This is a genomic window from Stenotrophomonas sp. STEN225 (assembly GCF_056756445.1).
Window position 1 is genome coordinate 152339 of record NZ_JBRRBV010000001.1, and the last position, 14175, is coordinate 166513.

Genomic DNA, 14175 nt, shown 5'->3' on the forward strand with positions numbered 1-14175 from the left:
GCATGGCACATCACCACGAATCCAAGGGCCCGGTCGGTCCCGCGCCGCTGCCGCACCAGGTGGTCTACACCACCCTGCATTACGACACGCCGTGGTCGTACGAAAGCTACCTCAAGACCGGTGGCTACGCTGCCCTGCGCAAGATCCTCGAAGAGAAGATCCCGCCGGAGCAGGTCATCGAGATGGTCAAGGCCTCCGGCCTGCGCGGCCGCGGTGGCGCAGGCTTCCCGACCGGCCTGAAGTGGTCCTTCATGCCCAAGGGCAACATGCAGAAGTACATCCTCTGCAATTCGGATGAATCCGAGCCGGGCACCTGCAAGGATCGCGACATCCTGCGTTACAACCCGCATTCGGTGGTGGAAGGCATGGCGATCGCCTGCTACGCCACCGGTTCGACCGTGGGCTACAACTACCTGCGCGGCGAGTTCCACCACGAGCCCTTCGAGCACTTCGAACAGGCCCTGGCCGACGCCTACGCGAACGGCTGGCTGGGCAAGAACGTGCTGGGCTCAGGCGTGGACATCGACATCTACGGTGCTCTCGGTGCCGGTGCCTACATCTGCGGCGAAGAAACCGCGCTGATGGAATCGCTGGAAGGCAAGAAGGGACAGCCGCGCTACAAGCCGCCGTTCCCGGCCAACTTCGGCCTGTACGGCAAGCCGTCGACGATCAACAACACCGAGACCTACGGCTCGGTGCCGGCGATCATCCGCAACGGTCCGGAGTGGTTCAAGGGCCTGAGCCGGACCGCCAATGGCGGCCCGAAGTGCTTCTCGGTCTCCGGCTGCGTGCAGAACGGCGGCAACTTTGAAGTGCCGCTCGGCACCACCTTCGACGAGCTGCTGGAAATGGCCGGTGGCCTGCGCCCGGGCCGTACCCTGAAGGGTGCGATTCCGGGCGGCGTCTCCATGCCGGTGCTCACCGCGGCGGAGCTGAAGGGCCTGCCGATGGACTACGACACCATCCGTGCGCTGGGCTCCGGCCTGGGTTCCGGGGCGGTCGTGGTGCTGGATGACAGCGTGTGCTGCGTCAAGTTCGCCTGCCGCATCAGCCAGTTCTTCCACAAGGAATCCTGCGGCCAGTGCACGCCGTGCCGCGAAGGCACCGGCTGGATGCACCGCGTGCTCGAGCGCATCGTCGCCGGCAAGGCCACGATGGAAGACCTGCACCAGCTGAAGGCGGTGGCCGGCCAGATCGAAGGCCACACCATCTGTGCGTTCGGCGAAGCGGCGGCATGGCCCATCCAGGGCTTCCTGCGCCAGTTCTGGGACGAATTCGAGTACTACATCGTCAACGGTCATTCGATGGTTGACGGCAAGAAGGTGGAGGCAGCCGCCGCATGAGCGCGCAACCCGTAAACCCGAACGTGCCACCGGACCATGTGACCATCGAGATCGATGGCAAGTCCCTGGTCGTGCCCAAGGGTTCGATGATCATCCAGGCCGCCGACAAGGCCGGCATTCCGATTCCGCGCTTCTGCTACCACGAGAAGCTGCCGATCGCCGCCAACTGCCGCATGTGCCTGGTGGACGTGGAGAAGTCGCCGAAGCCTGCGCCGGCCTGCGCCACGCCGGTGATGGACGGCATGAAGGTCGCCACCCGCAGCGAGAAGGCGCTGAAGTTCCAGCGCTCGGTGATGGAGTTCCTGCTCATCAACCATCCGCTGGACTGCCCGATCTGCGATCAGGGCGGCGAGTGCGAGCTGCAGGACGTGTCGCTGGGCTATGGCCGTTCGGTCAGCCGCTTCAACGAGCGCAAGCGCGTGGTCCCGGACGAGGACATGGGTCCGCTGGTCGCCACCGAGATGACCCGCTGCATCCAGTGCACCCGCTGCGTCCGTTTCACCGCCGAAGTGGCGGGCACCTATGAACTGGGTGGCATGTACCGCGGCGAGAACCTGCAGATCGGTACCTACGACGGCAAGCCCCTGACCACCGAACTGTCCGGCAACGTCGTCGACGTCTGCCCGGTCGGCGCGCTGACCAACAAGGTGTTCCAGTTCCGTGCCCGTCCGTGGGAGCTGACCGCGCGCGAGTCGCTGGGTTACCACGACGCGATGGGTTCGAACCTGTTCCTGCATGTGCGCCGCGGTGAAGTGCTGCGTTCGGTGCCGCGCGACAACGAAGCGGTCAACGAATGCTGGCTGTCCGACCGCGACCGCTACTCGCACCAGGGCCTGTACAGCGAAGACCGTGCGGTCAAGCCGCTGCGCAAGGTCAACGGCGAGTGGAAGGAAGTGAGCTGGGCCGAAGGCCTGGCCGCTGCCGCCGACATCCTCAAGGCGAACCAGGGCGACACCCTGGGCGTGCTGGTGCACCCGTCGACCTCCAACGAGGAAGGCGCTCTGCTGGCGCGCCTGGCCAAGGGCCTGGGTTCGGGCAACATCGATCACCGCATCAACAACCGCGATTTCTCCGACGCCGCCACCGCCGAAGTGTTCGGCCTGCCGCTGGCGGAGATCGAAGGCGCTGACCGCATCGTGGTTCTGGGCAGCAACATCCGCCATGAACTGCCGCTGCTGCATGCCCGCCTGCGCAAGGCGCAGACCCAGAACGGCGCGAAGATCCACGTCGTCAACCCGGTCGACTTCGACTTCGCCTTCAGCATCGCCGGCAAGCAGATCGTCGCACCGTCGCAGTTCGTCGATGCCCTGGCCAACGCCGAGCTGCGTTCGGCGGTGCAGGGTGGCAGCAACACCGTGCTGATCGTCGGTGCCATCGCCGAGAACCACCCGCAGGCTGCCGCGATCCGCGCCGCCGCGCGTGATTTCGCCACCGCCACCGGTGCCCGCCTGTGCCGCATTCCGCAGGGCGCCAACGCCGTCGGCCTGACCCGTGCGGGCGTGCTGCCGGCCGGCAGGGACGTCGCCGCGATGCTGGCGCAGCCGCGCCAGGCTTACGTGGTGTACGGCCTGGAGCCGGGCCTGGACTTTGCCGATGCGCCTGCCGCGCGCAAGGCACTGGCCGGTGCCCAGGTCGTGGCGTTCAGCCACTTCGCCTGCGCCTCGACCCGCGACGTCGCCGATGTGATCCTGCCGATCGGTGCGCTGCCGGAAATCGACGCCACCCTGACCAACCTCGATGGCCGCGAACAGTCGGCCCGTGCCGGTGGCAAGCTGCCGGGCGAGGCCCGTGAAGGCTGGCGCGTCCTGCGTGCCCTGGGCGGTGAGCTGGCGGTGGCCGGTTTCGACTTCATCGATCTGGCGGGCCTGCGTGCCAGCCTGGCACCGGTATCGGTCACCGTGGCTGCGTCGGCCCAGCCGGCCGTTGCAGGCGAAGGCCTGGAAGTGGCCTCGACGGCGGCGATCTACCGCACCGATGCCGTGGTCCGCCGCGCTCCGGCGCTGCAGTCGCATCCGCTGAACAACGCCCCGCGCATCGTCCTCAACACGGAAGATGCCGCACGCCTGCAGCTGCAGGAAGGGCAGATGGCCAAGGTCGGCACCGATGCCGGTCGCGCCACCCTGCCGGTGGTGGTCGACGCCCGCGTCGCTGCGGGTTCGGTCTGGATTGAATCGGGCCACGGCGCGACCGCGCCGCTGGGTGCCGCTCGCGTAACGGTGGTGGCTGCATGAACGAATTGCTGTTGAACGCGGTCGATCCGCTGCACCAGTGGCTGCTCGGCCTCGGTGACATCGGCGCGCTGCTCTGGATCATCCTGAAGATCCTGGTGATCACCGTACCGGTGATCGTCTCGGTGGCCTTCTACGTGGTCTGGGAACGCAAGCTGATCGGCTGGATGCACGTCCGCCATGGCCCGATGTACGTGGGCATGGGCATCTTCCAGGCCTTCGCCGACGTCTTCAAGCTGCTGTTCAAGGAAGTGGTCCAGCCGAGCAACGCCAACAAGGCGATCTACCTGCTGGCACCGCTGATCACCCTGGCCCCGGCGTTCGCGGCCTGGGCGGTGATTCCGTTCGATTCGCAGATCGTGCTGTCCAACGCCAATGCCGGCCTGCTGTACTTGCTGGCGATGACCTCGCTGGGCATCTACGGCATCATCCTGGCCGGCTGGGCGTCCAACTCGAAGTATGCGTTCCTGGGTGCGATGCGTGCCTCGGCGCAGATGATCAGCTACGAAATCGCGATGGGCTTCGCCCTGGTCGGCGTCATGATCGCTTCGGGCAGCCTGAACCTGAGCAACATCGTGATGGCCCAGGCCGGCAGTTCCGGCTTCTTCGACTGGTTCCTGATTCCGCTGTTCCCGCTGTTCGTCGTGTACTGGGTGTCCGGCGTGGCCGAGACCAACCGTGCGCCGTTCGACGTGGTGGAAGGCGAGTCGGAAATCGTCGCTGGCCACATGGTCGAGTACTCGGGCGGCGCGTTCGCGCTGTTCTTCCTGGCCGAGTACGCGAACATGATACTGATCAGTTTCCTGATCTCGATCTTCTTCCTCGGTGGCTGGCTGAGCCCGATCCAGGGCTGGGTCGATCCGGGCACTGTGTCGCCGCTGGTCGACTGGATCTGGAAGGGTGGCGCGCCGTGGCTGTTCGTCAAGGTGTTCTTCTTCGCCAGTGCCTACATCTGGTTCCGTGCCAGCTTCCCGCGCTTCCGCTACGACCAGATCATGCGCCTGGGCTGGAAGGTCTTCATTCCGCTGACCATTTTCTGGATCGCGGTCACCGCCGTCATGGTGTTCTTCGGCGTGATTCAAAAGGGCGTCTAAAGTGATGAACAGGATTACCCATTACTTCAAGAGCCTGCTGCTGCTCGAACTGCTGGCCGGCCTTTGGCTGACGCTGAAGTACAGCGTCAGGCCGAAGTACACGATGATGTACCCGATGGAGAAGTTCCCGCAGTCGCCGCGCTTCCGTGGCCTGCATGCGCTGCGCCGCTATCCCAACGGTGAAGAGCGCTGCATCGCCTGCAAGCTGTGCGAGGCGGTCTGCCCGGCGCTGGCCATCACCATCGATTCGGCCAAGCGCGAGGACGGCACCCGCCGCACCACCCGCTACGACATCGACCTGTTCAAGTGCATCTTCTGCGGCTTCTGTGAGGAAAGCTGCCCGGTGGACTCGATCGTCGAAACCCACATCCTCGAGTACCACTTCGAGAATCGTGGCGAAAACATCGTTACCAAGCCGCAGCTGCTGGCCCTGGGCGACCGTCTCGAGTCCGAGATCGCCGAGCGTCGCGCCGCCGATGCCGCTTACCGCTGAGGTCGAGAGATGGATTGGGTAAATATCGCTTTCTGGGTCTTCGCCATCGTGGCCGGCATCTCCGCCGCGGCGGTGATCAGCGTGCGCAACCCCGTGCACGCCGTTCTGTGCCTGGTGCTGACCTTCTTCTCCGTTGCCTGCGTGTGGCTGCTGGTGGGCGCCGAGTTCCTCGGTGTGGCGCTGGTGCTGGTCTACGTCGGCGCGGTGATGGTGCTGTTCCTGTTCGTGGTGATGATGCTCGACATCGATCCGTCGAACCTGCGTGAGGGCTGGGTGCGTTACCTGCCGGTCGGCCTGGTCGTGGCCGTGGCGATGCTGGTGCAGATGCTGATGCTGATCGGCGTCAAGGGCAGGGCGGTCAACCCGTTCCCGGCCGACAATGCCGCCGCTCTGGCCGCTGACACGTCCAACGTCACCTGGCTGGCCCGCAGCCTGTTCACCGAGTACCTGCTGCCGTTCGAGTTCGCCGCCGTCATCCTGACCGTGGCCGTGGTGGCCGCGGTGATGCTGACCCTGCGTCGCCGCGAAGGCCTGAAGACCCAGAACCCGACGCAGCAGACCATGGTCAAGGCGCACGATCGCCTGCGCGTGGTCAAGATGAGTGCCGAGCAGCCGGTGGTGCACAGCAACAGCACGCCTGCGGCGGGCGAAGAGGAGACCAAGGCATGATCACTCTGGGCCATATCCTGGCGCTGGGCGCGGTGCTGTTCTGCATCAGCCTTGCCGGCATCTTCCTCAACCGCAAGAACATCATCGTGCTGCTGATGTCCATCGAGTTGATGCTGCTGTCGGTGAACATCAACTTCGTCGGATTCTCGCGCCAGCTGGGCGATCCATCCGGCCAGCTGTTCGTGTTCTTCATCCTGACCGTCGCCGCTGCCGAGGCCGCCATCGGCCTGGCGATCCTGGTGACCCTGTTCCGTACCCGCCGCACGATCAATGTCGGCGAAGTCGATTCGCTGAAGGGCTGATCCACAGATGGAAATCACTCTCTCCAAGAGTCTGTTGATCGCAGTGGTGCTTGCACCGCTGTTCGGCAGCATCATCGCCGGCCTGTTCGGTCGCCAGGTCAAGCGCTTCGGCGCGCAGACCATCACCATCCTCGGCGTTGCGGTTGCGTGCGGCCTGTCGATGTACACGCTCTACCAGCTGCTGTGGGGCGGGGCGCAGCCGTTCAACCAGAACGTCTACACCTTCTTCGAAGTCGGCCAGTACTCGGCCCACGTCGGTTTCATGGTCGACAAGCTGACCGCGATGATGATGGTGGTGGTGACCTTCGTGTCGCTGCTGGTCCACATCTACACGATCGGCTACATGCAGGACGATCCGGGCTACCAGCGCTTCTTCAGCTACATCTCGCTGTTCACCTTCTCGATGCTCACCCTGGTGATGAGCAACAACTTCCTGCAGCTGTTCTTCGGCTGGGAAGCGGTGGGCCTGGTGTCGTACCTGCTGATCGGCTTCTGGTTCAAGCGCCCGACCGCGATCTTCGCCAACATGAAGGCGTTCCTGGTCAACCGCGTCGGTGACTTCGGCTTCCTGCTGGGTATCGCCGGCGTGCTGTGGGTGTTCGGCACCCTGGACTACTCCGAGGTGTTCTCGCAGGCCAGCATGCTGGCCGACCCGCGCGCCCAGCTGCAGATCTGGGACGGCACCCTGTTCGGGATGCAGCTGCTGAACGAGCCGGTGATCTGGTCGATCGCCACCCTGATCTGCATCTGCCTGTTCATCGGCGCCATGGGCAAGTCGGCCCAGGTCCCGCTGCACGTGTGGCTGCCGGATTCGATGGAAGGCCCGACGCCGATCTCGGCGCTGATCCACGCCGCGACCATGGTGACCGCCGGTATCTTCATGGTCACCCGCATGTCGCCGCTGTTCGAGCTGTCGCAGACCGCGCTGGACTTCATCCTGTTCATCGGTGCCACCACGGCCTTCTTCACCGGCCTGATCGGTATCGTGCAGAACGACATCAAGCGCGTGGTCGCGTACTCGACGCTGTCGCAGCTGGGCTACATGACCGTGGCGCTGGGTGTTTCGGCCTATTCGGCTGCCGTGTTCCACCTGATGACCCACGCCTTCTTCAAGGCGCTGCTGTTCCTCGGCGCCGGTTCGGTCATCATCGCCATGCACCACGAGCAGGACATGCGCAAGATGGGCGGCCTGCGCAGGTACATGCCGATCACCTTCATCACCATGTGGATCGGGACCCTGGCCCTGGTCGGCACGCCGTTCTTCTCCGGCTTCTACTCGAAGGACACCATCATCGAGGCCGCCGAGATCCATGCCCATATCCAGGGCAGCTGGGTGGCCACCTATGGCTACTGGGCGGTGCTGGGCGGCGTGCTGGTGACCAGCTTCTACAGCTTCCGCCTGCTGTTCATGACCTTCCATGGCAAGGAGCGCTTCCGCGACGCGCATGACGATCATGGCCACGGCCATGACGATCACCATGCCGCCGATGCGCACCATGCCGACGCCCACCATGACGACCACGGTCATGGCCACGGCGCGCACGAGCCGCACGAGACCCCGTGGGTGGTGACCCTGCCGCTGATCCTGCTGGCCATCCCGTCGATCGCCATCGGCTTCTTCAGCATCGGTCCGATGCTGCACGGCACCGACTGGGCCGGCCACCACGCCCATGAGACGATCAAGGGCCAGGCGACCACGTTCTTCACCGGCATCGTCGACTTCTACGATCCGGCCAAGAACACCGTGGCCTTCCTCGGCGAGGAGTTCCATGGCCCGGTGGCGTTCGCGCTGCACGGCATGATGCTGCCGCCGTTCTGGCTGACCCTGGCGGGCTTCCTGCTGGCCGCGTTGTTCTACCTGTGGAAGCCGGACCTGTCGGGCAAGGCACGCAAGGCCTTCGCCCCGGTGGTGTCGGTGCTGGAAAACAAGTACGGCTTCGACAAGCTGTGGATCGATGGCTTTGCCGGTGGCAGCGTCAAGCTCGGCAGGGTCTCGCGCTGGATCGACAGCAACATCGTCGACGGCGTGGTCAATCTCTCGGCACGTGTTGTGGACGTCGCAGCCGGCGTGCTGCGTCGTACCCAATCCGGTTTCCTCTATCACTACGCCTTCGCGATGATCATCGGCCTGATTGCCCTGCTGGGCGTGCTGATGCATTACCTGCGTTGATGACCTGTACGGAATAAGAAGACGTGTCGAACTGGCCTCTACTCAGTGTCCTCATCTGGCTGCCGATCATCGGTGGTGCCCTGATCCTTGCGATCCGTGATGCGCAGACCGCCCGCTGGGCGTCGCTGGGCGTGGCGGTGCTGACCTTCGTGGCGAGCCTCTCGCTGCTGGGCGGCTACAACCCGGGCATCGATGGCCTGCAGTTCGTCGAGACCCATGCGTGGATCCCGGCGTACAAGATCGGCTACAACCTGGGCGTGGACGGCATCGCCGTGGCGCTGATCCTGCTGACCACCCTGGTCAGCGTGCTTGCCCTGATCGGTGCCTGGAGCGCGATCGACAAGCGCGTCAACCAGTACGTGGCGGCCTTCCTGATCCTGGAAGGCGTCACCGTCGGCATCTTCGCCGCGACGGACGCGATGCTGTTCTACGTGTTCTTCGAAGCGATGCTGATCCCGATGTTCCTCATCATCGGTGTCTGGGGTGGCCCGCGTCGCATCTACGCCGCACTGAAGTTCTTCCTCTACACCTTCCTCGGCTCCGTGCTGATGCTGGTGGCGCTGATCTACCTGTACATGAAGGGCGGCAGCTTCCAGCTGGCCGATCTGTACGCGCTGCCGCTGACGGCCAAGGAGCAGACCTGGATCTTCTTCGCCTTCCTGATCGCCTTCGCGGTCAAGGTGCCGATGTTCCCGGTGCACACCTGGCTGCCGGATGCGCACGTGGAAGCGCCGACCGCCGGTTCGGTGATCCTGGCCGCCATCGCGCTGAAGATCGGTGGTTACGGCTTCCTGCGCTTCAACCTGCCGATCGTGCCGGATGCTTCGCTGGAGTGGGCCTGGCTGGTGATCGCGCTGTCGCTGATCGCGGTGATCTACGTTGGCCTGGTCGCCCTGGTCCAGGACGACATGAAGAAGCTGATCGCGTACTCATCGATCGCGCACATGGGTTTCGTCACCCTGGGTACCTTCATTGCCCTGTGGCTGGTGCGTGAAGCCGGCAACGTCGATGCGGCCCGCCTGGGCCTGCAGGGCGCGATGGTGCAGATGATCTCGCACGGCTTCGTGTCGGGTGCGATGTTCTCCTGCGTCGGCGTGCTGTACGACCGCATGCACAGCCGCCGCATCGCCGATTACGGCGGCGTGGTCAATGTGATGCCCTGGTTCGCCACCTTCGCCATGCTGTTCTTCATGGCCAATGCGGGCCTGCCGGGCACCAGCGGTTTCGTCGGCGAGTTCATGGTCATCCTGTCCGCCTTCCAGCGTAACCCGTGGATCGCCCTGGGCGCGGCCACCACCCTGATCATCGGTGCGGCCTATACCCTGTGGCTGTACAAGCGCATCTTCTTCGGCGAAGTGGCCAACAGCCATGTCGCCGAACTGAAGGACATCAACGGCCGCGAATGGCTGGTGCTGGGCGTGTTCGCCATCGGCGTGCTTGCCCTGGGCATCTACCCCAAGCCGCTGACCGACCTGATGGAGCCCTCGATCGCGAAGCTGGCGATGCAGATCGCATCCAGCAAGCTGCTGTAATTCCAGGATTTGATGATGACCACCTCGCCGCTGCTGCCATTGACCGCTGCTGACCTGCCTCCGCTCGCCCCCGAGCTGGTGCTGATCGGCAGCGCCTTCGCCCTGATGATCCTCGACCTGTTCGTCAGCGAGCGGAACAAGATCGTCACCCACCTGTTCTCGGTTGCTGCACTGGCCGTCGTGCTGTTCATGCTGGCGACCGGCGTGGGCGGGCAGGGAGAGGTCTTCCATGGCATGTTCGTGCGCGATACCGCCGCGGACGTGATGAAGACCGGGATCGTGCTGCTCAGCGGCCTGACCCTCGTGTACGGCTGGCGCTACCTGCGCGACCGCAACCTGTTCCAGGGCGAGATCCCGGTGCTGATCCTGTTCGGCACGGCCGGCATGATGATCCTGGTCTCGGCTGGCAGCCTGCTGATGGTCTACCTGGGCCTGGAACTGCTGGCGCTGTGCTCGTATGCGCTGGTGGCCAGCAACCGCGACAGCGGCCTGGCCTCGGAAGCGGCGATGAAGTACATCGTGCTCGGTTCGCTTGCCTCCGGCCTGCTGCTGTATGGCATGTCGCTGATCTACGGCGCCACCGGCAGCCTGCACCTGGACGTGATCCGCGATGCCATCCCGCATTCCGAAGAGCGCGTGCTGCTGATCACCGGCGCGGTGTTCATGATCGCGGGCGTGGCCTTCAAGCTGGGTGCGGCACCGTTCCACATGTGGCTGCCGGACGTCTACCAGGGTGCGCCGGCGCCGATCGCGCTGTTCATCAGCTCGGCACCGAAGCTGGCTGCGTTCGGCATGGCCTACCGCCTGCTGGAAATGGGCGTGGGTCCGCTGTCGACCGAGCTGCAGCTGCTGATCGCCGGCCTGGCCGCCGTATCGCTGGTGATCGGCAACCTGATGGCGATCGCGCAGAGCAATCTCAAGCGCATGCTGGCGTTCTCCACCGTCTCGCACATCGGCTTCCTGCTGATGGGCATCGCCGGTGGTGGCTCGCAGGGCTACGCTGCCGCGCTGTTCTATGCGCTGGCCTACGCCATCATGTCCACCGCTGCCTTCGGCGCGATCATCGCGCTGTCGCGTGCCGGCTTCGAGGCCGAGAACATCGAGGACTTCAAGGGCCTGAATGCCCGCAATCCGTGGATGGCCGGCCTGGTGCTGTGCATCATGGCGTCGCTGGCGGGCATTCCGCCGTTCCTCGGCTTCTGGACCAAGCTGGCGGTGCTGGGTGCGGCCGTCAACGGCGGCCTGCTGTGGCTGGCGATCCTCGGCGTGCTGTGCGCAGTGGTCGGCTGCTTCTACTACCTGCGGGTCATCAAGGTCATGTACTTCGATGAGCCGGTGGGCGAGGCCATTCCGCGCAGCAACGACCGCGTGCTGGGCCTGGTGCTGGGCGTGAACGCGCTGGCGCTGCTGGCCTTGGGCCTGGCCTGGAACCCGATCATGGTCTGGTGCCAGCAGGCTTTTGCGCATCTTGCATAAAAGTTGACACAAAGCTGCGCGATTCGTGTAATATGCGCAGCCTGAGTTGTCACTGCAGCGGTTCAGCCAGAACATCGTTGCAATGGCCCCCTCGTCAGGGTGGGGCAGCAGTTCAAACACTTCCGGTGCGGGGTGGAGCAGTCTGGCAGCTCGTCGGGCTCATAACCCGAAGGTCGCAGGTTCAAATCCTGCCCCCGCTACCAACATCGGGCCGGCGCCATCCGGCTTGATGAATGAGGGAAAGCTTGCATTTATTGCACTTATGCCTCATGATTCCGCTTCTGATGCGGGGTGGAGCAGTCTGGCAGCTCGTCGGGCTCATAACCCGAAGGTCGCAGGTTCAAATCCTGCCCCCGCTACCAAGTAAAGAGATCGCCTTCGAAGTCCTGCTTCGAAGGCGTTTTTCTTTGAGGTCTGTGTGCTTTCCACGTGTTCGGGGTCAGATCCCTTTTTCCGTGGAAAAGGGATCTGACCCGGGTCCCTGCCTTGCACCAGCGCGGTGCAGCCGCTATCATCATCGGCCTAAGCAGTACCCCTGAAGGCGGCGCTCCCCTGGGGAGACCTCACCCGGAAGGAGGGCTCGCAACATGCCTTCGCGGCGTGCTGCAACCGGAATCCAGTCACCGGAGTCTTTCCGGAAAAAGGGGCCCTGCGGGCCCTTTGTCGTTTCCGGGGCGTCATGTTCATGCCGGCCATGGCCGGCACCCAACCAAGAGATCAAGGCAGGCTGTGAGCGACAAGGCAACCGACATCGCGAATCTGCTCGCCCCGACCGTTGTGTCGCTGGGCCTGGAGCTGCTGGGCGTTGAGTATCTGCCGGCCCCCGGCGGTGCGACCCTGCGCCTTTACATCGACGTTCCGCTGGCTGAACAGCCCGAGCGCATCATCAATGTCGACGACTGCGAGCGGGTCAGCCGCGAAGTGTCGGCGCAGCTGGACGTCGAAGACCCGATCAGCGGCAACTACACGCTGGAAGTGTCCTCGCCGGGCGTCGATCGTCCGCTGTTCAACCTGGAGCAGTTCACTCGCCACCTGGGGGAGTCGGCCAAGGTCACCCTGAAGCTGCCGCAGGACAACCGACGTCGCCTGCAGGGCCGTATCGAAGCGACCGACGAGGCTGCGGGCACCATCACCTTCATCGTCGACAAGGCCGAAGTGGTCGTGTCGGCGGACAACATCGACAAGGCACGGATCCTGCCCGACTGGGTGGCGCTGGGGCTGGCCCCGAGCAAGCCGACCGGTCCTGCACCGAAGCGTCCGAAGCCGAACAAGAATTCTTCTTCCAACGAGCCGGCGGCAAAGAAGCCGCGCGCGGAGTGAGCCAATGAGCAAGGAACTGTTGCTGGTAGTCGACGCGGTCGCCAACGAGAAGGGCGTGCCGCGTGAAGTGATCTTCGATGCCATCGAGGCCGCCCTGGCCTCGGCAGCGAAGAAGCGCTATCCCGACGAGGAAGTGCTGACCCGCGTGGTCATCGACCACAAGGATGGCAGCTACGAAACCTTCCGTCGCTGGGAAGTGGTGGCTGATGACGTGGTCATGGAGTCGCCCGACCGCCAGATCCGCCTGATGGACGCCATCGATGAAGCCGAGGGCGTGGACGTCGGCGATTACATCGAAGAGCAGATCGAGAACCCCGACTTCGGCCGCATCGCCGCCCAGGCCGCCAAGCAGGTGATCGTGCAGCGCGTTCGCGAAGCCGAGCGCCAGCAGGTCGTGGACGCATGGAAGGACCGCGTCGGCGAGCTGATCACCGGTGTGGTCAAGCGTGCCGAGCGTGGCAACATCTACGTCGACCTCGGCGGCAACGCCGAAGGCTTCATCCCGAAGGACAAGGGCATTCCGCGCGACGTGCTGCGCGCCGGTGACCGCGTCCGCGGCTACCTGGCCGAAGTGCGCTCGGAGCCGCGTGGCCCGCAGCTGTTCATCAGCCGCGCCGCGCCGGAGTTCATGATCGAGCTGTTCAAGCTGGAAGTGCCGGAAGTCGGTCAGGGCCTGGTGGAAATCAAGGCCTGTGCCCGCGATCCGGGCGACCGCGCCAAGATCGCCGTGCTGGCCCACGACCAGCGCACCGATCCGATCGGTGCCTGCATCGGCATGCGCGGTTCGCGCGTGCAGGCGGTGTCCAACGAGCTCAATGGCGAGCGCGTGGATATCGTGCTGTGGAACGACAACCCGGCCAACTTCGTCATCAATGCGATGGCGCCGGCCGAGGTGCAGTCGATCATCGTCGATGAGGACAAGCACTCGATGGATCTGGCCGTTGCCGAGGACCGCCTGGCCCAGGCGATCGGCAAGGGTGGCCAGAACGTGCGCCTGGCCAGCCGCCTGACCGGCTGGCAGCTCAACGTGATGACCCAGGACCAGGTCACCGCCAAGTCGGAGGCCGAGCAGGCTTCGGCCCGCCAGCTGTTCATGGACAAGCTGGAAGTGGACGAGGAGATCGCCGGCATCCTGGTCAGCGAAGGCTTCGGCACCGTCGAGGAAATCGCTTATGTCCCGGTCGGCGAACTGCTGGCCGTGGAAGGTTTCGACGAGGATATCGTCGAAGAGCTGCGCGCTCGTGCCCGCGATGCGCTGCTCAATGAGGCCCTGGCAGTCGAGGAAGGCCTTGAAGACGGCCAGCCGGCGCAGGACCTGCTGTCCCTGAAGGGCATGGACGAAGCCACCGCGTATGCGCTGGCCGGCCACGGCGTGCGCACCAGTGAGGATCTGTCCGACCTGGCCGCCGACGAGGTCGTGGACTTCGGCATCGAAGGGCTGGACCAGGAGCGCGCCGCCGCGCTGATCCTGGCCGCGCGTGCCGAGGAGATCGCCCGACTGGAACGCGGCGAATGAGCCGGCAATGAACAGGGCCCTGAGCCGCTCAG

General features: G+C 64.7%; 11 protein-coding genes and 2 tRNA genes. All 13 read left to right on the plus strand.

The window, feature by feature from the left end:
- The first annotated feature begins 2 nt into the window (after positions 1-2).
- Positions 3-1343 carry an NADH-quinone oxidoreductase subunit NuoF gene (nuoF, locus tag ACVOJ1_RS00725; RefSeq protein WP_065175540.1) on the plus strand — a complete coding sequence of 447 codons (1341 nt, stop codon included), beginning with the start codon at positions 3-5 and terminating at the stop codon, positions 1341-1343.
- The gene (gene nuoG, locus ACVOJ1_RS00730; RefSeq protein ID WP_053519913.1) at positions 1340-3574 is read left to right on the plus strand and encodes an NADH-quinone oxidoreductase subunit NuoG; all 2235 of its coding nucleotides are present in this window, start codon (positions 1340-1342) and stop codon (positions 3572-3574) included. Before nuoF ends, nuoG begins: the two co-directional genes overlap by 4 nt.
- Entirely contained in the window at positions 3571-4665 is a 1095-nt protein-coding gene (nuoH, locus tag ACVOJ1_RS00735; protein ID WP_053519914.1) for an NADH-quinone oxidoreductase subunit NuoH, read from the plus strand. The genes nuoG and nuoH overlap by 4 nt, the downstream gene beginning before the upstream one ends.
- 4 nt (positions 4666-4669) lie before the next feature.
- Entirely contained in the window at positions 4670-5158 is a 489-nt protein-coding gene (gene nuoI / locus ACVOJ1_RS00740) for an NADH-quinone oxidoreductase subunit NuoI (protein ID WP_053519915.1), read from the plus strand.
- Positions 5159-5167: 9 nt separating this feature from the next.
- The gene (locus tag ACVOJ1_RS00745) at positions 5168-5827 is read left to right on the plus strand and encodes an NADH-quinone oxidoreductase subunit J (protein WP_053519916.1); all 660 of its coding nucleotides are present in this window, start codon (positions 5168-5170) and stop codon (positions 5825-5827) included.
- Positions 5824-6129, plus strand: a complete 306-nt coding sequence (gene nuoK / locus ACVOJ1_RS00750) for an NADH-quinone oxidoreductase subunit NuoK (protein ID WP_053519917.1) — start codon at positions 5824-5826, stop codon at positions 6127-6129. Before ACVOJ1_RS00745 ends, nuoK begins: the two co-directional genes overlap by 4 nt.
- Positions 6130-6136: 7 nt before the next feature.
- On the plus strand, positions 6137-8299 hold the full coding sequence (nuoL, locus tag ACVOJ1_RS00755; protein ID WP_346479892.1) for an NADH-quinone oxidoreductase subunit L: 2163 nt from the start codon (positions 6137-6139) through the stop codon (positions 8297-8299).
- 23 nt (positions 8300-8322) lie between these two features.
- Positions 8323-9831 carry an NADH-quinone oxidoreductase subunit M gene (locus ACVOJ1_RS00760; protein ID WP_053519919.1) on the plus strand — a complete coding sequence of 503 codons (1509 nt, stop codon included), beginning with the start codon at positions 8323-8325 and terminating at the stop codon, positions 9829-9831.
- Positions 9832-9846: 15 nt separating this feature from the next.
- Positions 9847-11307 (plus strand): NADH-quinone oxidoreductase subunit NuoN, encoded by a 1461-nt coding sequence (gene nuoN / locus ACVOJ1_RS00765; protein ID WP_053519920.1) that lies wholly within the window; start codon positions 9847-9849, stop codon positions 11305-11307.
- Between the two features lie 126 nt (positions 11308-11433).
- Positions 11434-11510 (plus strand) — tRNA-Met (locus ACVOJ1_RS00770).
- Between the two features lie 82 nt (positions 11511-11592).
- A tRNA-Met gene (locus ACVOJ1_RS00775) sits at positions 11593-11669 on the plus strand.
- Positions 11670-12036: 367 nt separating this feature from the next.
- Entirely contained in the window at positions 12037-12627 is a 591-nt protein-coding gene (gene rimP / locus ACVOJ1_RS00780; protein WP_053518672.1) for a ribosome maturation factor RimP, read from the plus strand.
- Between the two features lie 4 nt (positions 12628-12631).
- Positions 12632-14143, plus strand: coding sequence for a transcription termination factor NusA (nusA, locus tag ACVOJ1_RS00785; RefSeq protein WP_053518673.1), 1512 nt, complete (start codon positions 12632-12634; stop codon positions 14141-14143).
- Positions 14144-14175 lie beyond the last annotated feature (32 nt).